This window comes from Nocardiopsis rhodophaea (genome assembly GCF_039530945.1).
GTDB lineage: Bacteria > Actinomycetota > Actinomycetes > Streptosporangiales > Streptosporangiaceae > Nocardiopsis_C > Nocardiopsis_C rhodophaea.
In genome coordinates this window covers 100,884-124,790 of record NZ_BAAAPC010000003.1, presented here as the reverse complement: position 1 = coordinate 124,790, position 23,907 = coordinate 100,884, and the positions used below count along the sequence as shown (strand labels likewise).

The following is a 23,907-nucleotide window of genomic DNA, read 5'->3' as shown; positions in this document are numbered from 1 at the left end:
CCGGCCGGGGCAGGTGCGATCGACGTCACACCACGTGGAGCGGGTCCACCCGGATCTGGGCGAGGTGATCGTCCTTGCGGGCGCTGCGTGCTGACGCGGCAGCCTTCAGCGCCGCTGTCAGGGCGAAGGTGGCGCCGCGGGGGACGCGGAGGAGGGCGCGTTCGACGCGTTCGCCCTCCGGGCGATCTGCTTCCGGGCCGGCGCTGATGGGCACCGGCCCCAGGAGTTCGGCGAATTCCGGCAGGCTGATGCCGTTGAGGAGCTCGTGGACATGGGCGGCCTCGCCGGTCACCGACGCCATGGCGACGGCCGGCGGGAACCCCAGTTCCCGGCGTTCGGCGAGCTCGCGGGAGGCGAACCAGCCCGGATCCCAGCGGATGAGCGCCTGAGTGACCGGGAGCCCCGCCTCCGCGAGCACCACCACCTGGCCGCCCTCGTCAGCCGGGCGCACCAGGGCGGCGGCGTTGCACCAGCGCCGCAGAGCCTCCTCGCTGGCCCGCAGGTCGGCGCGGCCGAGGAGCGCCCATCCGTCGAGGAGCAGGGCGGCGGCGTAGCCTCCGGCGGCCACCGGCTCGGCGCCGGGTGTGCACACCACCAGGGCGGGGCCATCGCCGACCTCGGTGAGGACGTCGTCGCGGCCCGACGTTCGCACCGTGAGGGAGGGGAAGGCCCGGCCCAGCTCCTCGGCGGTTCGGCGGGCGCCCACCACGCTGGCCCGAATCCGCCGGTGCTCGCACACCGTGCAGCGCCACTCGCCGCTGATACGTCCGCACCAGCGGCAGTACGGCATGGCGTGGGCGCTGCGCAGCGCCAGCGGGCCCTGGCAGGTGTCACAGCGGGCCGGAGCACGGCAGGACGCGCAGGCCAGAGCGGTGACATAGCCGCGCCGCGGCACCTGGACGAGCACCGGCCCGCGCTGGGCGGCCTCGCGAGCGATGCGCAGGGCGAGGCTGGGGAGCCGGGCTGAACGGGCCGCCTCGTCACGCGCCAACTCGCTGTCGTCGCCCGCCGCCCGCACTCGCGGGGCGTGGCGGCGCACCGTCGCGCGGTCGGCGGCGAGCGGGTGCGCCCACCCTGACTCGACGAGTTGGGTGGCCTCGGTGGTGCGGGTGAACCCCCCGATGAGCGCGGCCGCTCCGGTGCGGTGCGCCCGCATCGACAGCACCGTGCGCGCGTGCGGGTAGGGGGCATGCGGATCGCAGTGCACGTCGTCGCCGTCGTCCCAGAGGACCACCAGCCCGAGGTCGCGTACCGGCGCGAACATCGCGGCGCGGGTGCCCACTACGGCACGGACCTCACCGCGCAGCACCGACAGCCATCGTCGGTAGCGCTCGGCGGGGCCGAGGCCGGCCGTAAGGGCGGTGTGGCGGCCGGCCCCGAGGCGTTCGGTGAGCGCGGTGTCCACCAACGAGACATCGCGGCCGTCGGGCACCACGATCACCACGCCGCGCTGTGCAGCCAGGGTGGTTGCGGTCGCCACCGCGATCGCGTCGGCCCACTCCGGTCCGGGCAGCGCCGTCCACACGGCACGCGGTGCGCCTCCGGCGGACAGCGCCTCAAGGAAGGAAAGGCCAGCGGAGTACTCCCGCCAGGGGCCGGGATCCGGGGCCGCTTCGGGAGCGGGTGGTGTCTCCGATCCGCGATCGGGCTGAGGCGCGTCCTCGCTGGGTAACGGAGCACCGGCCTGTTCTGGTGAGGGCGCTCCCGTGCCGTCCTCGGGCTCCACTTCCTCGCTGGCTGCGGCTTTCTTTTCCGCCTCCTTCTCCACGCGGGCATGTCGGGGTGGGATGGCCAGCCGCAGGACATCGTTGAGAGTGCCCGCATAGCGGTCGGCGACCGCGCGGGCCAAGCCCGCGATCTCCGGGGTGAGCACCGCCTCACGGGAGACAACGGTGTGGAGGTAGGCCAGCCGCCCCTGGAACTCCGACTCCGACGCCCGCTCCACCAGGAACCCCCCGAGGAGCTGCCCGTTGAAGGGCACCCGGACCCTGCACCCCGGAACGGCCGCCTCCGCCATGGTGTCGGGCACCTGGTAGTCGAAGAGGCGGTCGAGGTGCGGCAGCGGTGTGTCGACGACGACGCGGGCGACCGGCAGGTCCTCGGCGGGCCTGCGCTTCTTCGGCCGCTTCTGCTTCGTCGTCTCCTTCGACGCGGCCGTGGCCCCAGCGCGGGGAACGTCGAAAAGAACCCCCTCGTCGGGGTTGGGCTGCGGAGTCATCACCGTCAGGTGTACCAGAGGGCACCCACAGGAAGCGGATCGAGCGAGTGGAGCCGTGGACGCTGTTCGCCGGAGGCTGTGTGCGCTTGCGGTGGAGTGAGGGCGGAGTGTGAGCGCGTGGGGGGTGGTGTCGCGAAGACGAGCGAGTGAGCAGAGCCGTGGACGCCGCACGGAAGCCACCAGGTGTGTGCTGGTGGCCGCGCCCGTGGACAGCGTCAACCGCGTTCCGTGCGGAGCTGCTGATAGACAAGGATCCGAGCGACAAGCCGGTCAGTGGTTTAGGAACGAGATTACGATGAAGCTGGTCTTCGCTGGAACACCCGAGGTCGCGGTGCCCTCACTCAAGGTGCTGTTGGAGTCGGAGCACGAGGTCGCGGCCGTGGTGACCCGGCCGGACGCCGTGTCCGGTCGGGGGCGCAAGGTGAGTGCGAGCCCGGTCGCCGAGGTCGCGGCCGAAGCTGGGCTGGAGGTGCTCAAGCCCGCGAAGGCAAGTGACCCCGAGTTCCTGGACCGTCTGCGCGCTATCGCGCCCGACTGCTGCCCCGTGGTCGCCTACGGTGCGCTGCTGCGCCAACCGGCCCTGGAGATTCCTCGGCACGGCTGGGTCAACCTGCACTTCTCGTTGCTGCCGTCCTGGCGCGGGGCCGCCCCTGTGCAGCACGCCATCCTGCACGGCGACGACGTCACCGGGGCCGCCACCTTCGAGATCGAGCGGGACCTCGACTCCGGGCCCGTCTACGGGATGGTGACCGAGCCCATCGGCACGCGCGACACCAGTGGCGAACTCCTCACCCGGCTCTCCCACTCCGGCGCCGAGCTGCTGCTGCGGACCCTCAACGGCATCGAGTCCGGCGAACTCGTGGCCCGCCCGCAGGGCCGCGATGGCGTCTCGTACGCGCCCAAGCTCACGCCCGCCGACGCCGAGGTCGACTTCGGTGCCCCGGCGATGCGTGTTGACCGGCTGATCCGAGCCTGCACACCGGCCCCTGGCGCGTGGTCGACGTTCCGCGGCACGCGGATCAAGCTCGGCCCTGTTCTTCCCGTTCCCGACGCCGATCCGTTGGTGCCGGGCCGACTCTTGGTGGAGAAGAAGCGCGTGCTTGTCGGCACCGCCACCCACCCCGTGGAACTCGGGGAGGTCCAACCGCAGGGCAAGCGCCTGATGGCGGCCGTCGACTGGGCGCGCGGTGTGCGCCCCGGCGTGGACGAGCACCTCGGCGGCTGAGCTGCCGTATTCTCGGTATGTGGCCCGATCGGTGTCCTGAGCGGACTCACCGAGGCGGGCCATCCGGCTTTCTCCCGTTCTTCCCGCGATTTCCAGGCGTAAGGCTGATCCCCACGTGACCGACCGTTCCCGTTCCCCGTACCGCCCGTCCCGCCGCCCCAAGGGAGGCGGTGGCCAGAGCGGCGGGAAGAATCCGGCGACCCCGCCCGCGCCCCGGGATCCGGCCCGCCGAACGGCCTACGACGTCCTGCGCGCGGTCGAGGAACGCGACGCCTACGCGAACCTCCTCCTCCCCACCCTCCTCCGCGAGCGCAATATCACCGGGCGGGACGCCGCGCTCGCCACTGAGCTCACCTACGGCACGCTGCGCCTTCAGGGGGCCTACGACGCGATCCTCGACGCCTGCATCGACCGTTCACTCACGTCCGTCGACAAGGAGGTTCTGCCGCTTCTCCGTCTCGGCGCGCACCAGCAGCTGTCCACCAACATTCCCCCGCACGCCGCCGTCAGTGCGACCGTCAACATCGCGAGACGGGTCGTTGGTCACCACCGCGCCCGCTTCGTCAACGCCGTACTCCGCAAAGTCAGCGCCCGCGACCTCGACGCGTGGCTGGCCGTCGTCGCGCCCGCCCGCGACGCCGATGCCGTGGGCCACCTCGCCGTCGTGCGCAGCCACCCCCGCTGGATGGTGGACGCCCTGGCCGCCGCCCTCGGCGAGGACCCGAAGAGCAGCGACCTGGCCGAGACCGAGCGGCTGCTCGCGGCCCACAACGAGCGCCCCCGCGTGACGCTGGTCGCCAAACCCGGCCGCGCCAGCGTCGCCGACCTCATCGAAGGCGGCGCCACCGAAGCCCGCTACTCGCCCTTCGCCGCCTACCTGCCCGAAGGCGATCCCGCCCTGCTGCGCGAGGTGCGCCAGCGCCGCGCCGCCGTGCAGGATGAGGCCAGCCAGCTGGTCGCGCTCGCGCTGACCCGCGTCTCCGTCGAGGGCACCGACGCCCGCTGGCTCGACATGTGCGCTGGCCCTGGCGGCAAGGCCGGCCTGCTCGCGGGGCTCGCCGGGCAGCGTGACGCCCGCCTGCTCGCCGCCGAGGTGCAGCCCGCCCGCGCCGGACTCGTCGCCCAGGCCGTCCAGCGCTCCGTGCGCGACGCCGGACGCGTCGTCGTGGCCGACTCCACCCGTCCCGCGTGGCGCGACGGCGCCTTCGACCGGGTCCTGGTCGACGTCCCCTGCACCGGCATGGGCGCGCTGCGCCGACGCCCGGAGTCGCGCTGGCGGCGCACCCCGAACACGGCCGACGAACTGGCGCCCCTCCAGCGCGACCTCCTCGGCCGTGCCCTTGAGGCCACGCGGCCGGGCGGCGTCGTCGCCTACGTCACCTGCTCCCCGCACCTGCCCGAAACCCGGGGCGTCGTCGAGGACGTGCTCGCCGACCGCTCCGACGTGACGGTGCTGCGCGCCGCCGACTTCCTCGACGAGGTCCCCGACGTCGCGGCAGGCGACTACGTGCAGTTCTGGCCGCACCGCCACGGCACCGACGCGATGTTCCTGGCGCTGCTGCGGAAGCACTGAGGGCCGCCGCCCCCACCGCCGCGTGCGGGGCGGGGTCCGCCCCGGGCGCGCGGGTCGCGGTGGCCCCCTGGCTAAACTCGGTGGCGTGGCAATCCAGATCTCACCCAGCATCCTCTCCGCCGACTTCGCCCATCTCGCCGATGAGGCCGCGGCGGTCGCGAATTCGGCCGACTGGCTGCACGTCGACGTCATGGACAACCATTTCGTCCCCAACCTGACCCTCGGCCTGCCGATCGTCGAGTCCCTCCGCAAGGCCGCGTCCCTGCCTCTGGACTGCCATCTGATGATCGAGGACCCCGACCGCTGGGCCCCGGCCTACGCCGAGGCGGGCGCCGGCAGCGTGACCATCCACGCCGAAGCCGCGAACGCACCCGTCCGGACCCTGCGCGAGATCCGCCGCCAAGGCGCCCGCGCCGGTCTCGCCCTGAACCCGGCGACCTCCCTGGAGTCCTACGCCGACCTCCTCCCGGAGCTGGACATGATGCTCCTGATGACGGTCGAACCCGGGTTCGGCGGACAGAAGTTCATCGACCTCGTGCTGCCGAAGATCGAGCGGGCGCGCAAGCTCATCGATGGCGCCGGCGCCCAGGTCTGGCTTCAGGTCGACGGCGGCGTCAGCGCCGAGACGATCGAACGTGCCGCCGCCGCGGGCGCTGACGTCTTTGTCGCCGGTTCGGCCGTCTACGGTGCCGACGACCCCGCCGCGGCCGTCGACGCCCTGCGCGCACAGGCGGTCAAGGCGTCGACCTAGCCCCCCGCGGCCGGTCCGGTTCACCCACTGTCGGGGCTGTTCCGGCGGGCCGGGCGTGGCCCGGCACCCCGGCACACGGTCCCGTGATGCGTGTCACGCGCCGCGGGGCCGCACCCGTTTCCCGGGGGCTCGTGCGCGACAGGAACACACCGCCATGGCACACTTGTTCTTTGAGACGTTGTCCAACGCGTGCTCCGGGGTCGGTGAAAGTCCGAACCGGCGGTGACAGTCCGCGACCCGGCCGAAGCCATCGGCCGGTTGAACCGGTGAAATTCCGGTACCGACGGTGAAAGTCCGGATGGGAGGCAGTACGCGTGGGATCGGACGGGCAGAGGACCGCTCCGCCGTCGTCGGCCGCACAGGCCGGTTAAGCGGCCCGGAACACCTGCCGACCGGTCCCGGAGCGGTTTTCCGCCGCTCTCGTTCATCCCCGGAGCCTGACCAGGTGAAGGGGATGGCTCGGACATGTTCACCGGAATCGTCGAGGAACTGGGCGAGGTCGCGGCGATCACGCCCGACGGCGCCGACGGCGCGGCCGTCAGGCTCGCGGTACGCGGCCCAGAAGTGACCTCCGACGCACGGCACGGCGACTCCATCGCGGTCAACGGCGTCTGCCTGACCGTCACCGACAGCGCCGACGGTACGTTCACCGCCGACGTCATGAAGGAGACGCTGGACCGCTCCAGCCTCGGCGCGCTGCGTCCCGGATCGGCCGTCAACCTCGAACGCGCCGCCAAGGTCTCCGACCGGCTCGGCGGCCACATCGTCCAGGGCCATGTCGACGGCACCGGGCGGATCCTCGACCGCGTCCCCGGCTCGCGCTGGGAGACCGTCCGCGTCTCGCTCCCCGACGACCTGGCCCGCTACGTCGTCGAGAAGGGCTCCATCACCGTCGACGGTGTCAGCCTCACCGTCGTCTCCGTCGAGCCCGGCTCCTTCACCATCAGCCTGATCCCCACCACGCTCGACCTCACCACCCTGGGCCGCAAGGGCGTCGGCGACCCCGTCAACCTCGAAGTCGACATCGTCGCCAAGTACGTCGAACGCCTGGTCGGCTTCACCGGCACCGCGGCACCTTCCCCGGTGGGTGCGGACGAGGGGAGCGGCGCCTGATGGGCGACGTCTCCACCGGCGTGTGGTGGCTGCAGTGGGCCTACGCCGGCTTCACCCTCTTCGGCGAACACATCCGCTGGGCCGACCTCATCGGCAACGTCGCCGCGCTGGCCACCGTCGCACTGGCCATCCGCCGGTCCATGTGGACCTGGCCCGTGCAGCTCACAGGTGCCGTCCTCCTCTTCGCCGTCTCCATCGACGCCCACCTCACGGGTAACGCCCTCAAACAGGTCATGTTCGTGGGCCTGGTCCTGTACGGGTGGACGCGCTGGGCGCGGCAGACCCGCGGCGGCGCCGAACTCCGGGTGCGCCCCGCCACCGGCCACGAGCGGGGGCTGCTCCTCGGCGCCCTCATCGGCGGGACCGTCGCCATGGCGCTGACCTTCGAGGCGACCGGCATGTCCTGGGCCCCCTGGCCGGACGCCTTCATCTTCGTCGGCAGCGCCATCGCGACGTTCGCGCAGAGCCGCGCGCTCATCGACTTCTGGTTCGTCTGGATCATCGTCGACCTGGTCGGCGTCCCCCTCGCGCTGCTGTCGGGCCTGTGGGTCACCGGCATCGTCTACGGCGTCTTCTTCGTCCTGGCCGCGCTGGGAATCCGCGATTGGGCCCGCCAGTACCGGTCCCAGCAACGGGCCGACCCCACCGCGCCCACCTCACCCGACGCGACGGCGGTGGGCGCATGACCATCCCAGCCGACCGCACCGCACCCCACAGCACCGCAGTCCACGCAGCTCACGCAGGTCGAGCAGTTCAAGGAGCCACGATGACGAGTGCCACCCAGGAGTGGACCGAGCCGACCACCTCGACCCACCCGGCCGAGCCGACCCGACCGATCGCGCCGGGCACGTCGAGAGACACCCCCATCCGCCTCGACGACATCACCGAGGCGATCGCCGACATCGCGGCCGGACGCCCCGTCATCGTCGTGGACGACGAAGACCGCGAAAACGAGGGCGACCTCATCTTCGCCGCCGAGGCCGCCACCCCCGAACTGCTCGCGTTCATGATCCGCTACACCTCCGGCGTCGTCTGCGCTCCGATCACCGGCGACGACGCGGACCGCCTCCACCTGCCGCTCATGGTCGAGGACAACCAGGAGAGCATGCGCACCGCCTACACCGTCTCGGTGGACGCCCGCGCCGGAGTCAGCACCGGCATCTCCGCCGCCGACCGCGCCCACACCCTCCGCCTTCTCGCCGACGCCCACAGCACCGCCGGGGACCTCGTCCGCCCCGGCCACGTCTTCCCCTTGCGCGCCCGCCACGGCGGCGTGCTCGTCCGCCGCGGACACACCGAGGCCGCCATCGACCTCGCCCGCCTCGCTGGACTGCGGCCCGCCGGTGTCATCGCCGAGGTCGTCAACGACGACGGCACCATGGCCCGGCTGCCCCGGCTGCGCGAGTTCGCCGACGAGCACGGCCTCCGGCTCGTCTCCATCGAGCAGCTTGTCGCCCACCTGAAGACCGGCACCGCCACCGACGAGGCCCCGGCCCCGGCCGCGCCGCCGGTCGAGCGCGTTGTGGAGACGCGCGTCCCCAACCGCTACGGCGAGTGGCGCGCCGTCGGCTACCGCGCCCTGGCCGACGGCGCCGAACACGTCGCCCTCATCTACGGCGACCTCGGGGACGGCACCGACGTGCTGACCCGGCTGCACTCCGAATGCCTCACCGGCGACGGCTTCGGCTCGCTGCGCTGCGACTGCGGCCCCCAGCTCGACGCGGCCATGGAGCGGATCGCCGACGCGGGCCGCGGCGTCCTCGTCTACCTGCGCGGACACGAGGGCCGCGGCATCGGCCTGCTCAGCAAGCTGCAGGCCTACCGGCTGCAAGACGAGGGAGCCGACACCGTGGACGCCAACCTGGAACTCGGCCTGCCCGCCGATGCCCGCGAGTTCGGCACCGGCGCGCGGATCCTGGCCGACCTCGGCGTCTCCTCGGTCCGGCTGATCAGCAACAACCCGGAGAAGACGGACGGGCTCGTCGACAACGGCATCGCCGTCATCGAGCGGATCACCATGCCCACCGCCGTCACCCCGGCCAACCTGCGGTACCTGCAGACCAAGCGCGACCGCATGGGCCACGACCTGCCCGGTGTCGCCGCCGCCAACTAGACGGGGACGCGGTCGCTATGCCGAGCGCCCCCAGCCCACTGAAACCGCCGATTCACAACGAGGACCATCACCCATGAGCGGAACGGGACGTCCCGACGAAGCCACCATCGACGCGGCCGGGCTCACCCTCGGCATCGTCGCCACCCGGTGGAACGCCGACATCGTCGAGCCCATGGTGCGGCGCGCCATGGACGCCGCGAAGCGGGCCGGGACCGCTGCCCCGACCCTGGTCAAGGTGGCCGGGGCCATTGAGATCCCTGTCGTCGCCCAGGAGCTGGCCCGCGCCCATGACGCCGTCGTCGCTCTCGGCGCGGTCATCCGCGGCGGCACCCCGCACTTCGACTACGTCTGCCTCTCGGTCACCCAGGGCCTCACCGACGTGGCGCTGCGCGAGGCGACCCCCGTGGCTAACGGTGTGCTGACCTGTGATAACCAGGAGCAGGCGCGCGACCGCGCCGGCCTCCCCGGCAGCAGGGAGGACAAGGGGTGGGAGGCCGCACAGGCGGCGCTGGACAGCGCTGTCGTCCTGCGCGGGCTGCGCGCGGGCGAAACCCGCCCCACCGGGTAGCGCGATAAAAAGGGGAAACACGTTGGGGCCGGTGGATGCGAGAGAAGAGGGACCGTTGAGTGAGCCGGTGGATGGGCCGACACGTTCGCTTCCGGTGACATGGCGCCCACGCAACATTCGCATTGTCGCCTACGGCCTCGCCGCCGTGACGCTGGTCACGATGGTGGTCCTGGCCGTTGTCCTCCCCGCGGACTGGCGGCTGCAGGACCGGGTCGGCCTGGTGATGATGGGCCTGGTCGGTGTGGCGGCCCTGCACCTCCTGGCCCGGCCGCGGCTGACCGCGACCGAGACCCGGGTGACCGTGGTCAACGGCATCCGCACGCACGTCCTGGAATGGCCGGAGATCATCGACGTCCGCATGCCGGTGGGGGAGCCGTGGCCCTCCATCGACCTGGCCGACGGGTCCACGCTGGCGGTCATGGGCATCCAGAGCAACGACGGCAGGTTGGCACAGACCAACCTCGCCGAGTTCCGCGCCCTGCTGCACGAGCGCGGAGAGGCTGAGGAACCGGAGCGCTGACCGCCTGGGCGCTGGTCACAGCGCCACACCCGCCGCGCCGCGTGCGCTGATGCCGCCGGCAGCACCGGGGTACCGGGGCCGAGAGAATTAGGTGAACAACCTCGCGTCGCCCGGCGTCCCAGGGGTATGGGCACCCTCACGCGGAACATGGCGTTTACCCGGCCCCGACCCCCGCGCCGCGGTGCCGGAATCAGCTGGGCCGCAGCGCTGCTGTGGCTGGTCGTGCTGGGCATGGCGGTCATCTCGCTCATCCTCCAGTGATCGCGATACGACGTCCACCGATTCCCGCGGTGTGGAGGAGATGGGGGATGGCCCGACGTCCGTCCCCCATCTCCTCCACACCGCTTCTGACCTCCATCGCGCGACCCGAATCGCCAGCGATCCCTGTGCCCGGACACGAGGAGCCGGGGCGATCTTTGGAGGATCGTGATCTCTGCGAATGTGTGCGCGACCACATAGCCTGGCAGTCCAGACATTGCACAGGGCACACGGCGACGTGGCCCCCGCGGGGGTGCGTCGGGTCACTGGCGTCGCGGCCGGAGCCGGAAGAGGAGTTGAAACGTGCGTGACATCCGCTCGGCCGTCGGGGAGCTGTACTCCTCAGGTGAGACCTTCGCGCTCGCGACGGTCATCGACACCTACCGGAGCTCCCCGCGCGAAGCGGGCGCGGCCATGGCCGTCACCGCCTCCGGCGAGGTCATCGGAAGCGTGTCCGGCGGATGCGTGGAAGGCGCGGTCTACGAGCTGGCGCAGCAGGTCATCGCTACCGGTGCCCCCGCCCGCGAGAGCTACGGCGTCAGCGACGACGACGCGTTCAGCGTCGGACTGACCTGCGGCGGCACCCTGCACGTCCTCGTGGAGCCGGTGAACCGGACGCTCTACCCCCGTCTTGGCGCGGTGATCGGCGCCATCGACGAGCACCAGCCGGTGGCGGTCGCCACCATCGTCTCCGGGCCCGGACGGCTCGGGCGGCGGCGGATCATCTGGCCCGACCACAGTGAGGGAACCCTGGGTAAAGAGCGGCTGGACGCGGCCGTCGACGACGACGCGCGCGGCATGCTCGCCCAGGGCAGCACCGGCATCCTGCGCTACGGCGCCGGAGGCCAGCGGCGCGGCGACGAGCTGGAGGTATTCGTGCAGTCATTCGCCCCCGCCCCGCGCATGCTGGTCTTCGGCGCCATCGATTTCGCCGCCGCCGTCGCCGACATCGGCGCCTACCTCGGCTACCGGGTCACGGTCTGCGACGCCCGGCCGGTGTTCGCCACCGCCAAGCGCTTCCCCAAGGCCGACGAGGTGGTGGTCAAGTGGCCCCACGTCTTCCTCTCCGAGATCGAGGACCAGATCGACGAGCGGACCGCCATCTGCGTGCTTACCCACGACCCCAAGTTCGACGTGCCCCTGCTGCGGGTCGCCCTGCGCACCCGCGCCGGATACATCGGGGCGATGGGCAGCCGCCGCACCCACGACGACCGCATGGCCCGGCTTCGCGAGGAGGGCGTGGGAGAAGAGGAACTGGCGCGCCTGCGCTCGCCGATCGGCCTCGACCTCGGAGCCCGCACGCCCGAGGAAACGGCGGTCTCGATCGCGGCCGAGCTCATCCAGACGCGCTGGGGCGGCAGCGGCCGCCCCCTCCGATCGACCACCGGACGTATCCACATCGACCCGATGACGTCACCGGGACCGAGCGTCCCTACCGACCTGACAGCGGGGGCGCACACGCGGTGACCTGGCCCAAAAGCCGCCGCGGGACATCGCTACGGCCGGATCCGGCCACCCTGTCCGAGCATTTGGACACCGCTGGCTGCGAATCCTTCCGTCCGGTGGGGTTTCGGGCCCTTCGTGCACGCGGAGCGATATCGCAGACAGGGGTGCGAACCCTCCTGAGCGTGACATCATCGCGTCATGACGACACGCAAGACAGGCGGTGACGGCACGCCGGTCGCCGGGCTGCTGCTCGCGGCGGGGGAGGGGACCCGGCTCGGTGGCCCCAAGGCCCTCGTTGAGCTCGCGGGCGAGCGGCTCATCGATCGGGGTGCGCGGATCCTGCGAGAGGGAGGGTGCGTGCCGGTCTATGTCGTGACGGGAGCTACCAAAGTCGAGGTCGACGGCGCGACCGAGGTGCACAACCCGAAGTGGCGCAGTGGGATGGGATCGTCGCTGCGCGCGGGGCTCGACGCGATGCCGACCGAGGTCGACGCGGTTGTGGTGGCCCTCGTGGACCAGCCCATGGTGACCTCCGCCGCGGTGCGACGGCTGTGCCAGGCCTACGCGGAGGGCTCCCGGGCGGTCGTCGCGACGTACGGAGGCAACCTGCGCAACCCGGTTCTGCTGGGCCGGGAGCACTGGCCGAGCGTGCACGCACTGGCAGAGGGCGACGTGGGCGCCCGGCCGTTCCTGCGCGCCTACTCCCACCTGGTGACCCCCGTGGACTGCGACGACGTGGCCAGCCCCGACGACATCGACACGGCCGAGGACCTTGAGCGCATGCGCAAGATCCTCGATCTCGGGCAGGGTGGTACCGACGGCATGACCGTCGGACCGGACTAGCCGGGCCTCCGGTCGGCGATCAGCCCAACCCCAACGGAGCACAGACGAACACGAACATCGACCGCGCCGAAGCCGCTTCTCCCCAGCCCCCGAACAACCGCGGCTTCGGCCCGCACACCGCCGCGCGCCTGTGCCCCCTCGCTCCCGAGCCGCCCTAGCCCAGCGTCGGCGCCATCATGCGGATGCCGAACCGCGCCTCACTGCGCTCTCCCGGCCCCAGCACCCGCAGACCCCGCCCGGTCGCCAAGGCATTGGGCGGGCAGGTCATCGGCTCCACGGCGAGCGCACTCCGATGCGCGGGGCCGGGAAGACCGTCAGCGCTGTACACCTGCAGCCAGCCGCAGGAGGAGTCCGCCCACAGGCCAACACCGTGGTCCGGCCCGGCGAGGACCGTCCACGACCGGCCCTCGATGCCGGGGCGCAGGCCGGTGAAGGCCGTGTCGAATACCGTCTCCCCAATGCGGCGCGGCGCGCGGAAGTCGTACTCAGTACCGGCGACGTTCTGCGGTGGCCCCGTGGGCAGCAGCCGCTCGTCAACGGGCAGCCGGAGCCGGGCGGGCAGGTGCAGCGTCGCCTCGTCCAGCGGTACCCCGACCGTGAGGTACGGGTGCGCCCCGAATCCGTACGGGGCGGACGTCGACCCGACATTGCGCGCGGTGGCCAGCACGCTCAACCCGGAGGCCGGATGGATCCGGTAGTCGACCGCCAACTCCAGCGGGAACGGGTATCCCGGTTCGCCGTCGAGGTCGTAGGTGAGGCGCACGTGGGTCGGGGTGATGTCGTGGGGTGTCCACAACCGGGAGTGCACCAGCCCATGGATCGCGGTGCCGCGCTCGGGGTCGGTGATCTCCAGCTGGTACTCGGTTCCCTCAAAGGTGTACCGGCCCTTGTCGACCCGGTTCGGCCAGGGAGCCATCAGCCGCCCCTGGAAGGCCCCGGCACCCTCGGCCCCCTCACCGGTGGAATCGGAGTCGCCACCCCAGATCAGATCACCGCCGCACCAGGTGAGCCGTTGCAATGTGGCTCCTTCGCGGCCAATGATCGCGCGGTATTGTCCTGCCGCCAGTTCGATCGCGTCGCTGCCCACTGCACCCTCGGGTTCCTTGTTTGTTCTGCTGCGTATGCGGTTTTGCCTTTTGGCGGTCGGTATCCGCAGCTGCGCTCACTCGATCACCATTCGCGCCGCTGTGCACTGCGCGCTCGGGTTCCTTGTTTGTTCTGCTGCGTATGCGGTTTTGCCTTTTGGCGGTCGGCGTCCGCAGCTGCGCTCACTCGATCACCATTCGCGTCGCGCACCCGACACAGTCACTTCCAGTTGCATCCAGCTACCGGGCGATCATATAGCTGTACGTCGCGCGACGTGGGCGATCAGCGGGAATCTCTTACATTTCGATCGGGAATGGACGACCCGCGCCATGACGGGCGCGGCGGTCGCCACCCCGCGGCGTCATGCGGCGGTCCGACCCAGAGGGCGTCTATCCGGCTAGGAGGGCATCCAGAGGGATGAGGACCCCGGCCCCGAGCATGACGAATCCGGTGGAGAGCAGCACCATGGCCATGAGTACCGACCCGACAACCGCCAGCCGGAAGGCGCCCAGCTGCGTGCGGGCCTTGCGCCGGTTGTTCGCGGCGGCGCGGCCGAGGAGGACCAGGATCGCACCGAGGACGGCCGGCAGCCACCACTGATCGGCGACCCCGCCGGGCAGTAGCCCGACGACGTTCTTCGCCAGGGAGACGACGATGTTCGAGCGGTCATCGGAGCCGAACACGACGAGCGGTTCGTACAGCGAGCGCACGGTCTCGGTCGCGGGGAAGAACCCGTCCGGCCCGCGGAGGACGCGGCCGAGCGTGTCGAGGAACCCGAGCAGCGCCGCCGGGTAGGCGAAGCGGCGGCACTTCCCAGCGCCCATCGACCGCAGGATCTGCTTCATCGCGCGGTCGGCCCGCCGCCGCTCTTTCGGCCGCTGGGCGTCGGGTCCGGCCCACGGCTGCGGACCGTAGGGGGAGGGCGCGGGGGACGTCGGGCCACCGGCCGTGCCTGTCGGACGGGCGGTGGAGAGCCGCTCACGCACCCGCGCCCACCCGCCGCCGACCGCGTCCGTCGTGCTCTGCCAACGGCCGCGCCAGCGCGCGCGGCTGTTGGCTCGTTCGAGCTCTCGCTGCGCGCTGCCTGCCGCCGTCGCGATGGGCAGCAGCAGGGAGGCGGTGACCAGGGCGGCGTTCGTGGTGACCTCGTCGGCCCGGCCGCGCAGGCCGGTGCGTCGCTGCTCGCGCCACCACGGGGCGTGCGGGGCGTCGCTGCGCCGCGACGGGTGCCAGGACTGGTCGCGCAGCAGCCGTCGGTGCCGGGCTGGAGCCTCCGGATCCAGGACGAGCTCGGCCGCGGTCGCCCACGCCGTGTCCCATTCGTGGCCGGCGAGGCCGGTGATGCCCGCAACGCCGGTGCTCTGGAGCCGCTGGGTGGTCGTCGCGACCTGCTCCATGATCAGCGGGACCTCGTGCTGGACGCGTTCCAGCAGGGCGCACCGCCGGGCACCGTCGGCCCGGCAGGCGGGGTGTCCGCACCAGTGCCGAGCTGCGAGGTCGAGCGCGCCCAGCTCGATGGCTTCGCGTAGCAGTGCGTGGCGGCTCCGCTCTCCGGCGGCCAGCCCGAGCACCCCCTCGGCGCTGATCTCGTGCCCTCGGTAGCGGGGCGGCATGCCGGGCACATAGTGCGCGGCCAGCGCGCTGATCGCCAGGTGGACGCGCTCGGGGTGGGCGTCGAGCTGGGTGAGGTAGGCGCGGTCGAAGGTGTAGTCGTTGACTTCGCGGTCCAGCCAGGTGCGCAGGCTGGGCCAGTGGGTGCGGAGCCAGACCTCGCCCTTGTCGGAGCGGTCGAGCAGGTCGAAGGCGAGGCTCGGCGGGTCGTCGTGGGAGACGTCGGCGAAGACGAGGGGGGCGTGGCGGCGGGCCGCGACGATCTCCGGTCGCTCACCGTCGAGCCACGCGCGGACCTCGTCGTGGCCCCAGCGAGCCGAAGGGACCGGGGCGAGCAGGCCGCGCGCCAGGAGCCGCCAACGCTCGTCGGGGATACCCGAGACGTCGATGTCGGTGGTGCGCGCGGTCAGCCAGCTCTCACCGCGTTCGGGCCGGCGGCCGGTCATCAGCTCGTGCACCATGATCCCCAGCGACCACCACGCGGCCGGGGCCTCCCGCCGCCCCTCGACGACCTCGGGCGCGGCATAGTCCTCGGTGATGGCGAGCCCGCCGTAGACGCGGCTCATCGTGGCGCGGACCGCGCCGCCGAAGTCGGTGAGCGCGAACACGGGCGGGTCGAGGTCGCGGATCAGCAGGTTCTCGGGTTTGACATCGGTGTGATTGTGCTGCAGCGAGTCCTGCCAGTGGTGCAGGCAGTCGGCGACGGCCGCGACGATGGCGCGCGCCCGTTCCTCGGGGAGGGGAGCCTCGTCCAGCAGGGACCGCAGCGAGCCCTCGGCGAAGTACTCCTGGGCCTCCCAGGCCAGTTCCTCGCCCCACGAGCTGCGCGCGTATCCGTAGCCGTGGATGGCGGGGGTGTGCGGATCGGCGGTGCCCCGGGCGCGGAGGCGGTCCAGCAGCTCCCGGTTGATGTCGTGTCCGGGACGGTAGACCTTGAGTGCGACCCGGCGGCCGCCCCCGGCGCCGCCCGGACCCGCTCGGACGTTCGCGCCCGCGGAGGGTGGGCTTCCCCCTGGTGCTGTGCGCTGGTCAACGGGTTCGGCCAGGTAGACGATGGCCTCGCCGCCGGCGCCGATGTGTCCCCGCACGTTGTAGGCGCGGCGGAGCTCGGCCGGGATGGCGTAGTCCAGCTCGCTCGCCGGGCCGACCACCATCCGTCCGATCAACCGCGCGAACCACTCCAGGACCGGGCCGAAGACGCGCCGCCACCGGGCGTCCGCCCGCGCCGCCGTGCCCCGGAACGTGGCCGTCGCACCGGTACCCCTGCTCCGGGACGTCCTGGCGCTCGTGGACACACCGCCCCGCGCACCGCGCAGGACGCGCGTGCGCGGCTCCAGGGTCCGCGTCGAGTCCGCGGATCCGGCGTCCTCGGAAGCCCCACCCCCGGGCCGCAGGATCCGGGTGACCCACCGCGTCCGCCCGTGCCCGGTCGCGAGCCGCGTGGTCGTCTGCGCAGGCGTCGGCTCGATCCGCTGCGTGGGTGCCGCCGGATCCGGCTGATCAGGAGTGACCATCGTTGAATGGGGTGTCTTTCCGGTGCTGGACCACTGGACGAGGGGATGCCCTCCAGATTAGGTCAGCGGCTCAAGGCCGACGTGTAGGGCGGACCGAGAGGCCCCGTGGGGCATGACCGAAACGGCGGCTTCCCGTACAGTCGGGGTGCAGGGCGCGGAAGGTGATGTTTTCCCCCTTTTTATCGCTGGGAGCGTTGATGATCTCGGACTGGTTCACCCTCGCACTCGCGTTCGGCGCGTTGAGCGCCTTCCTGGCCTGGACCGCACAGCACTCGGTGCGTCCGGACATCGACATCCACTCCAGCCCCGGCGTCCGGCTCCCGTCGACGCTGCGCTCGGAGGAGGCGTGGTTCGCGGCGCACCGGCGGGCGCAGCCGTACTTCTTCTGGTCGGCGATGTGGCTCTCGGCCGCGGCGATCGCGTTCGTTACCTGGGGCGCGCTGGCCGATGAACCGGGAGGTGTGACGCTGCCGATGCTTGCGGTCCTCGCGCCGATGACCGCGTTGCTCGCCGGGGGCGCCGTCGTCGCGGTGCGGGCGGCGGCAGCGAGCTCGAAAAGCTCGTAGGGCCGCGGTTCACCCCGTGCGCCCCGCGCGCCGGTCATCCTCCCGCGCGGGGTGGGACCCCGAGGATCTCGCAGGCGTCCTGGTACATGCGCACGACCTCCTGGCGGATCTCGGCGCGCTCGGTGAGCGGGCGGGACCACGAGATGCGCACCTCGACCTCGGCTCCGTCCACGATCGCGATGTAGTCGCCGCCGTATCCGTCGAGACCGGTCATCCGGGCCGCGGTGGCCGAGGGGCGGCCGCCCAGGGCTTGGCAGATGAGCAGGGTGTCTTCGGCGTGGTCGTCGTTCATGTGCTTGGTGACGGCATGGACGACCTCAGGGGTGAACGGTGTCGAAGGCAACGGTTGTCGGTTCCTCTCCGTGATCATCGGCCCATGTGGGCCAGATGGATTATATGACGAGACGTCGTGAAAGCAGGGGTCCGGGAGGCCGTGCCCGACCCTTCCTCGTGGATCAGTGCGCATTTCCGGTCAGTCATCAAGGGAGCATCCCTGGGAGTCATAAATGAACTCGGCATCGATCTCCATCGCGACCCGAGCGCCTACGACCATGCCGCCGTCGTCCATTGGCATCTTTTTGGTGTCTACGCCAGATGCCGTGCGCCTGCCCTCGGCCCCGCCGTGGAAACCTGCCCGGAAGAGGCCGAAATCGTCCCTGGTCATGCCCGTGAATTGCCCCCTCGGCTCGACCGTCCGGGTCACCCCTTGGATGGCCAGGTCTCCGTCGAGTAGAAAAGGCCACTTCTGTGCCGGTGGATGCCCGTCAAGACGAAGGTCCCTTTGGGGTAGGCCGCGGCGTCCACGAAGTCCGCCGACCGGATGTGGGCGTCGCCGTTCCTCGTTGCCGGTGTCGTTGCCGGTGTCGATGCTGGTGGCGCCGATGGCGGCGCTGGCCGGTGAAGCGAGGGGGATCGTCGTACCCCGTCAGGTCGGCGCTGAACTTCTCCATGTGTCCGCGTACGCGACTGATCATCATGTCTCGGACAGAGAACCCGATTTCGGAATGTGTCGGGTCAATCTTCCAGGTCCCGGGCTTGGGGTCGAATTCGGTCATGATTCCCCACGAAAGATGACGAGATTGCATGATAACAATCAGTTACCACGTTGACACGTTTTTGGTTCCGAGGAGGAGTCTTGCTGGTAAGGAATGACATGGCAGAGGAAGCCGCGGGCAACGGGGCCCGGACTACGATGACGGCCATGGACCCGGTCGACTGGCTCGATGACGATCAGCAACGGATCTGGCGCAGTTTCCTGCGAACGAACTCCCTGATGAACCAGGAGCTCGACCGCGACCTGCGCCAGCGCGACGGGCTGACGCTTGTCGAGTACGGCATTCTCGTGAGCCTGTCGGAGGCGGAGGGGCAGCGGGTGCGCATGCGCCACCTCGCCGACAGCGTGATCGTCTCCAAGAGCCGCCTGTCCCACCAGATCGCACGCCTGGAACGCGACGGCTACGTGCGTCGCGAAAGCTGTTCCCAGGACCGTCGCGGCTCGTGGGCCGTCCTCACCGAGCACGGTGAGAAGGCGCTGGCTGAGGCCGCGCCCGGACATGTCACCCGGGTGCGCGAGTGCCTGTTCGACCGGCTCACCTCCGAGCAGGTCGAGCGCCTCGGCGAGATCATGGGCGTATTGGAGGAAGGACTGCGCGAGCGCACCCGCAGATGAGATCGGCCTCTACGCGAGGGGATTAAACCCGCTCTGCCCCTCTCGCCCTGTTGGAATCGTCTAGAGTCACCAGTCGTGACCCAACGACCCACCCTCACCGGCGCACAGAGATTTCGCGACGATGACGGCTCAGCCGATCCACAGGTAACCGAGCGGTTGGAGGCCTACTCCCGCGGCGCCATCGGGGACCGCCAGGTGCTGGCAGCACTCGGTCCGTCCCGTGTGCTGGTCCCCGTGGTCGCCGTGCCCACCGAGGTCGAGGAAGGCGAGGACGGCCTCAAACGCGACAAACAGAGTGACGTCGCGCTCCCCCTGATGATCGGCAAGGACGGCCGCAGGGGCGTCCTCGCCTTCACCTCGGTCGACGCCGTGCGCCGCTGGCGGGAGGACGCCCGCCCGGTGCCGGTCACCGCCGTCGAGGCGTGCAAGTCCGCGATCGACGAAGGAGCCGACGCCCTCGTCGTCGACGTCGCGGGTCCGATCACCTACGCGATCCAGGGCCGGTTCCTCACGATCCTCGCCGAACGGGGCACAGTGCCCGAACCCCAGGAGGACCCCCAGGTCCTCGCGATGATCTACCGCATCACGCACACCGAGTTCGGCATCGAGCGCGTCCGCATCCACAGCTCCGAACGTGCCGACATCGGTGTCCGCCTGGAACTCGACCGCCGCGACGACGACTCGATCCGCCGCGTGGCCGACCGCCTCGCCGCCGAACTCGCCCCGCTGCTCCCCGGCGGCGTCGAACTGAGCGCTGTGGTCCGGGCACGGCGCGGCGACGCGGACTGACGCACGCGGGCCGGGCCGGGGCCCAGAGGCTGCTGGGCTCTTCCGCGCGATCGCGCGGTCAGCGGCATCCGATAGGTTCCCCCTCATGCCTCCATCCCCCGATGCCGTGCTCGCCGTCGTGCTCGCGGTCGCCCTCGGCCTGGTCGGGGTCCCGGTCGGGCGGGCGACGGGACGCGTGGTGCCGTTGTTCGTGCGGCACGATCCCGGACCGGACGGCGGCTCCGGGCCGCCGCCTCCCGCCTGCCCGCACTGCGGCGCCGAGATCCCCTTCCTCCGATGGCTTCCGGTCCCCCGGTCGGCCGACCTCCTCCGTCGCGGGCGCTGCCCCTCCTGCCGGGCCACGATCCCGGTCTCCAGTACGACCGTCCGGGCCACCGCCGCTGCCTTCGCGGTGATCGGGGCCACGACCGGGATGGGGCTCGGTCTCGCCGGGCACAGCTGGGTGGCGCTGGCCGCCCTGCTCTTCTTCGGCGCGCTCGGCGCCGTGCTCTCGGTCATCGACATCCGCGTCCACCGGCTGCCCGACGTGCTGGTGCTGCGCTCCTACCCCGTCGCGCTGCCGCTGGTCCTCGGCGGGGCGCTGGCCGCGGCGTACGTCGGCGGTCCCGCCGACCGCCTCGCCTCACCCGAAATCCCCCCAGCCGACGCCCTGACGGCCCTGGCCGGCCTCGGGGGCGTGGCCGGCGGGGTGAGCGGAGCCCTGGTCGGGATGGCCGGGCTGGCCGCCTTCTACGGCCTGCTCTGGTTCATCTACCCCGCTGGCATGGGCTGGGGTGACGTCAAGCTGTCCGGCATGCTCGGCCTCTACCTGGGGTGGCAGAGCCTGTCCAGCGTGATCTCGGGAACGTTCCTCGCCTTCCTTCTGTCGTCCGCCGTCGGGCTCACGCTCATGGCCCTCGGCCGCGCCACCCGCAAGACCCAGCTCCCCTTCGGCCCGTTCATGATCATCGGCGCCCTCGCCGTTGTCCTCGTCGGCGACCCGCTTCCGCTGATCATCTGATCACCACCGGCGCCCGCACAGCAGGCCCTGGTGTGCGGTGGACCCCCGGACCATGAAAAGATCGGGGCATGTTGCGCTGGCTGACCGCAGGGGAGTCCCACGGACCGGCACTCGTCGCGATTCTGGAAGGCCTTCCGGCCGGTGTGTCCGTCACCTCCGACGACATCGCCGCCGCGCTGCGCCGCCGTCGCGCCGGGTACGGCCGGGGCGCCCGGATGAAGTTCGAGCAGGACCAGGTCTCCCTCATCGGGGGCATCCGGCACGGCCGCACCCAGGGCGGGCCGGTCGCCGTCGAGGTGGGCAACACCGAGTGGCCCAAATGGGAGCAGGTCATGTCCCCCGACCCGGTCCCCGCCGAGACGCTGGAGGGGCTGGCGCGCAACGAGCCGCTGACCCGGCCCCGGCCCGGCCACGCCGACCTCGTGGGCATGCAGAAGTACGGCCATGAGGAAGCCCGCCCGGTTTTGGAGCGCGCCAGCGCCCGGGAGACTGCCGCCCGTGTCGCCATCGGCGAGGTCGCCCGCGCCTTCTGCCGCCAGGCGCTCGGGGTGGAGATCCTCAGCCACGTGGTGTCCATGGGACCGGTCGCCGTTCCCGAGGACGCGCCCCTGCCCGGCCCCGCCGACCTGGAGGCCGTCGACGCCGACCCGTTGCGCTGTTTCGACGCCGACACCAGCAAGCGGATGGTGGCCGAGGTCGACGACACCAAGAAGTCCGGCGACACCCTCGGCGGCGTCGTCGAGGTGCTCGCCTACGGTCTCCCGCCCGGCCTGGGCAGCCACGTCCACTGGGACCGCCGCCTGGACGCGCGCCTGGCCGGTGCCCTCATGGGCATCCAGGCCATCAAGGGCGTCGAGGTCGGCGACGGCTTCCGCACCGCCGCCCGCCGCGGATCGGCCGCGCATGACGAGATCGAGCCAGACGAAAGCGCCGCCGGTGTCCGCCGCCGCACCAACCGCGCCGGCGGCGTCGAGGGCGGCATGTCCACCGGCGAACCGCTGCGGGTCCGTGCCGCGATGAAGCCCATCGCGACCGTCCCGCGCCCGCTGGACACCATCGACGTGACGACCGGCGAACCCGCCCTGGCCCACCACCAGCGCAGCGACGTCACGGCGGTTCCGGCCGCCGGCGTGGTCGCCGAGGCGATGGTCGCGCTCGTCCTCGCCGAGGCCGTGGTGGAGAAGTTCGGCGGCGACTCGGTAGCCGAGACCGCGCGCAACGTGCGCTCCTACACGGAGACGCTGGACGCCGGCAGCTAGACCGCTCGACCGCGGCGCGGACGCCCCCGTCGACCGCGGGTCGGCGCAGGGCCGTCCCGCTGGCGCGGGTCAGCGGCACGCGGACAACGACGAGGGACAATAGGGACGGATGAGCACACCGATCGCGGTCCTCATCGGCTCTCCCGGCGCGGGGAAGACCACCGTGGGCCGGGCCCTGGCCGAACGGCTGGGCGTGGAGCTGATGGACACCGACACTGAGATCGCGGAGCGTGCGGGGAAGCCCGTGAGCGACATCTTCGTGGAGGACGGGGAGCCCGCCTTCCGCGCCCTGGAGCGCGAGGTCGTCGCCGAGGCGTTGGCCGCCCACCCGGGCGTCGTCGCGCTCGGCGGAGGCGCCGTGCTCGACCCGGCGACCCGCGACGACCTGTCGCAGCACCACGTCGTCTACCTGGAGGTCGAGTTCGCCGACGCGGCCAAGCGCGTAGGCATGGACACGGCCCGCCCGCTCCTGGTCGGCAACCCCCGCACCAAGCTCAAGAAGCTGCTGGAGGAGCGGCTGCCGATCTACCGGGGGCTGGCCACGGCCACGGTCCCGACCAGCGGATACCACCCGGAGGAGATCGTCGACACTATCGTCGCGTCCCTTCCCGAGCAGGACGACCAGCAGGAGAACGCCCGATGAGCGCCACCCGCATCGCGGTCGGCGGATCGTCCACCCCCTACGACGTCGTCGTGGGCAGCGGGATCTTCGGTGAGCTCCCCGGCCTGGTGGGGGAGAAGGCCGACCAGGTCGCCGTCATCCACCCCGAGACGCTGGGCGAGGTCGCCCGGCCCGTTCTGGGGGCGCTGCGCGCCGCCGGGTACGCGGTGCACGCCCTGACCGTGCCCGAGGGCGAAGCCGCCAAGGACGTCGCCACCGCCGCCGACCTGTGGTCGCGGCTCGGGCGGGCCGGGTTCACCCGTTCCGACGTCATCGTCGGCGTGGGCGGCGGCGCCACCACCGACCTCGCCGGGTTCGTCGCCGCCACCTGGCTGCGCGGCGTGCGCTGCGTCCTGGTGCCCACGACCCTGCTGGGCATGGTGGACGCCGCTGTCGGCGGCAAGACCGGCATCAACACCCCCGAGGGCAAGAACCTCGTCGGCGCCTTCCACCCCCCGTCCGGGGTGCTGTGCGACCTGGCCACCCTGCCCACCCTGCCCACCGCCGACTACATCGGCGGCCTCGCCGAGGTCGTCAAGGCCGGGTTCATCGCCGACCCGGTCATCCTCGACCTGATCGAGGACGACCCGGAGGGCGCCACCCGGCCCGAAGGGCGGCACACCCGCCAGCTCATCGAGCGCGCTATCGCGGTCAAGGCCGAGGTGGTCTCCGCCGACCTGACGGAGAGCGGGCGCCGGGAGATCCTCAACTACGGACACACCCTCGGCCACGCCATCGAACGCGCGGAGAACTACACCTTCCGGCACGGCTACGCGGTCGCCATCGGTATGGTCTTCGCCGCGGAACTCGCCCGCCTCGACGGCCGGATCGACGACGCCACGGTGCGGCGCCACCGCTCCATCCTCACCTCCGTCGGACTGCCCACCGGGTACTCCATGGAGGCATGGCGGGAGCTGCGGGAGGCCATGCGGATCGACAAGAAGGCCCGCGGCGCCACCCTGCGCTTCGTCGTCCTGGACGGGGTCGGCAAGCCAGCGATCCTCTCCGGCCCCGGCGATGAGCTGCTCGACGCCGCCTACAGCGCTGTCGGCTCCTGAACCCCGCACCTCACACAGCCACTAGACTGGCCGAACAGAAGACCCACCGTCCGCACCGCCGGTGGT

The 23,907-nt window shown here is 71.7% G+C and carries 22 protein-coding genes and 1 riboswitch; of the genes, 17 read left to right on the top strand and 5 right to left on the bottom strand.

Going from position 1 to position 23,907, the window contains the following annotated elements:
- Positions 1-25: 25 nt before the first annotated feature.
- A complete protein-coding gene (locus tag ABD259_RS04210) occupies positions 26-2,218 on the bottom strand; it encodes a primosomal protein N' (protein WP_344160289.1) in 2,193 nt (730 codons plus the stop codon).
- Between the two features lie 295 nt (positions 2,219-2,513).
- Here ABD259_RS04210 and fmt point away from each other — a divergent pair, with 295 nt between their 5' ends.
- From fmt to ABD259_RS04160, 10 genes are all read left to right on the top strand, one after another.
- A complete protein-coding gene (fmt, locus tag ABD259_RS04205; protein WP_344160286.1) occupies positions 2,514-3,443 on the top strand; it encodes a methionyl-tRNA formyltransferase in 930 nt (309 codons plus the stop codon).
- 115 nt (positions 3,444-3,558) lie between these two features.
- Complete coding sequence (locus tag ABD259_RS04200; protein WP_344160283.1) at positions 3,559-5,016, top strand: RsmB/NOP family class I SAM-dependent RNA methyltransferase; 1,458 nt, start codon at positions 3,559-3,561, stop codon at positions 5,014-5,016.
- A gap of 85 nt (positions 5,017-5,101) precedes the next feature.
- Entirely contained in the window at positions 5,102-5,767 is a 666-nt protein-coding gene (gene rpe / locus ABD259_RS04195) for a ribulose-phosphate 3-epimerase (protein WP_344160280.1), read from the top strand.
- Positions 5,768-5,952: 185 nt separating this feature from the next.
- A riboswitch (FMN riboswitch) is annotated at positions 5,953-6,083 on the top strand.
- A gap of 149 nt (positions 6,084-6,232) precedes the next feature.
- Positions 6,233-6,880, top strand: a complete 648-nt coding sequence (locus ABD259_RS04190) for a riboflavin synthase (RefSeq protein WP_344160277.1) — start codon at positions 6,233-6,235, stop codon at positions 6,878-6,880.
- On the top strand, positions 6,880-7,566 hold the full coding sequence (gene pnuC / locus ABD259_RS04185) for a nicotinamide riboside transporter PnuC (RefSeq protein ID WP_344160274.1): 687 nt from the start codon (positions 6,880-6,882) through the stop codon (positions 7,564-7,566). The genes ABD259_RS04190 and pnuC overlap by 1 nt, the downstream gene beginning before the upstream one ends.
- A gap of 80 nt (positions 7,567-7,646) precedes the next feature.
- Positions 7,647-8,993 carry a bifunctional 3,4-dihydroxy-2-butanone-4-phosphate synthase/GTP cyclohydrolase II gene (locus tag ABD259_RS04180; protein ID WP_344160271.1) on the top strand — a complete coding sequence of 449 codons (1,347 nt, stop codon included), beginning with the start codon at positions 7,647-7,649 and terminating at the stop codon, positions 8,991-8,993.
- Between the two features lie 73 nt (positions 8,994-9,066).
- The gene (gene ribH / locus ABD259_RS04175) at positions 9,067-9,561 is read left to right on the top strand and encodes a 6,7-dimethyl-8-ribityllumazine synthase (protein ID WP_344160268.1); all 495 of its coding nucleotides are present in this window, start codon (positions 9,067-9,069) and stop codon (positions 9,559-9,561) included.
- A 94-nt stretch (positions 9,562-9,655) separates the two neighbouring features.
- Complete coding sequence (locus ABD259_RS04170; protein ID WP_344160265.1) at positions 9,656-10,081, top strand: PH domain-containing protein; 426 nt, start codon at positions 9,656-9,658, stop codon at positions 10,079-10,081.
- A 561-nt stretch (positions 10,082-10,642) separates the two neighbouring features.
- On the top strand, positions 10,643-11,806 hold the full coding sequence (locus ABD259_RS04165) for an XdhC family protein (protein WP_344160262.1): 1,164 nt from the start codon (positions 10,643-10,645) through the stop codon (positions 11,804-11,806).
- Positions 11,807-11,983: 177 nt separating this feature from the next.
- Positions 11,984-12,628 carry a nucleotidyltransferase family protein gene (locus ABD259_RS04160; protein WP_344104367.1) on the top strand — a complete coding sequence of 215 codons (645 nt, stop codon included), beginning with the start codon at positions 11,984-11,986 and terminating at the stop codon, positions 12,626-12,628.
- Positions 12,629-12,782: 154 nt separating this feature from the next.
- On the opposite strand, the gene ABD259_RS04155 is transcribed toward ABD259_RS04160, so the two are convergent.
- Complete coding sequence (locus ABD259_RS04155) at positions 12,783-13,715, bottom strand: aldose 1-epimerase family protein (RefSeq protein ID WP_344160259.1); 933 nt, start codon at positions 13,713-13,715, stop codon at positions 12,783-12,785.
- Positions 13,716-14,103: 388 nt separating this feature from the next.
- Positions 14,104-16,839, bottom strand: coding sequence for a protein kinase domain-containing protein (locus ABD259_RS04150; protein WP_344160256.1), 2,736 nt, complete (start codon positions 16,837-16,839; stop codon positions 14,104-14,106).
- A 197-nt stretch (positions 16,840-17,036) separates the two neighbouring features.
- Here ABD259_RS04150 and ABD259_RS04145 point away from each other — a divergent pair, with 197 nt between their 5' ends.
- Positions 17,037-17,405, top strand: coding sequence for an SdpI family protein (locus ABD259_RS04145; RefSeq protein WP_344160253.1), 369 nt, complete (start codon positions 17,037-17,039; stop codon positions 17,403-17,405).
- A gap of 34 nt (positions 17,406-17,439) precedes the next feature.
- On the opposite strand, the gene ABD259_RS04140 is transcribed toward ABD259_RS04145, so the two are convergent.
- Together ABD259_RS04140 and ABD259_RS04135 are read right to left on the bottom strand one after the other, a co-directional pair.
- Positions 17,440-17,775: a DUF2470 domain-containing protein gene (locus tag ABD259_RS04140; RefSeq protein WP_344160251.1), complete on the bottom strand. Its 336-nt coding sequence runs from the start codon at positions 17,773-17,775 to the stop codon at positions 17,440-17,442.
- 394 nt (positions 17,776-18,169) lie between these two features.
- Positions 18,170-18,379, bottom strand: coding sequence for a hypothetical protein (locus ABD259_RS04135; RefSeq protein WP_344160526.1), 210 nt, complete (start codon positions 18,377-18,379; stop codon positions 18,170-18,172).
- 218 nt (positions 18,380-18,597) lie between these two features.
- On the opposite strand from ABD259_RS04135, the gene ABD259_RS04130 reads away from it, so the two are divergent.
- The 6 genes from ABD259_RS04130 to aroB all read left to right on the top strand — a co-directional run bounded on the left by ABD259_RS04130 (position 18,598) and on the right by aroB (position 23,841).
- A complete protein-coding gene (locus tag ABD259_RS04130; RefSeq protein ID WP_344104564.1) occupies positions 18,598-19,074 on the top strand; it encodes a MarR family winged helix-turn-helix transcriptional regulator in 477 nt (158 codons plus the stop codon).
- A gap of 75 nt (positions 19,075-19,149) precedes the next feature.
- Positions 19,150-19,863 (top strand): SseB family protein, encoded by a 714-nt coding sequence (locus tag ABD259_RS04125; protein ID WP_344160248.1) that lies wholly within the window; start codon positions 19,150-19,152, stop codon positions 19,861-19,863.
- A gap of 85 nt (positions 19,864-19,948) precedes the next feature.
- Positions 19,949-20,863, top strand: a complete 915-nt coding sequence (locus ABD259_RS04120) for a prepilin peptidase (protein WP_344160245.1) — start codon at positions 19,949-19,951, stop codon at positions 20,861-20,863.
- A gap of 68 nt (positions 20,864-20,931) precedes the next feature.
- Complete coding sequence (gene aroC, locus ABD259_RS04115; protein ID WP_344104350.1) at positions 20,932-22,122, top strand: chorismate synthase; 1,191 nt, start codon at positions 20,932-20,934, stop codon at positions 22,120-22,122.
- A 109-nt stretch (positions 22,123-22,231) separates the two neighbouring features.
- Entirely contained in the window at positions 22,232-22,765 is a 534-nt protein-coding gene (locus tag ABD259_RS04110; RefSeq protein WP_344160242.1) for a shikimate kinase, read from the top strand.
- Complete coding sequence (aroB, locus tag ABD259_RS04105; protein ID WP_344160239.1) at positions 22,762-23,841, top strand: 3-dehydroquinate synthase; 1,080 nt, start codon at positions 22,762-22,764, stop codon at positions 23,839-23,841. Before ABD259_RS04110 ends, aroB begins: the two co-directional genes overlap by 4 nt.
- Positions 23,842-23,907 lie beyond the last annotated feature (66 nt).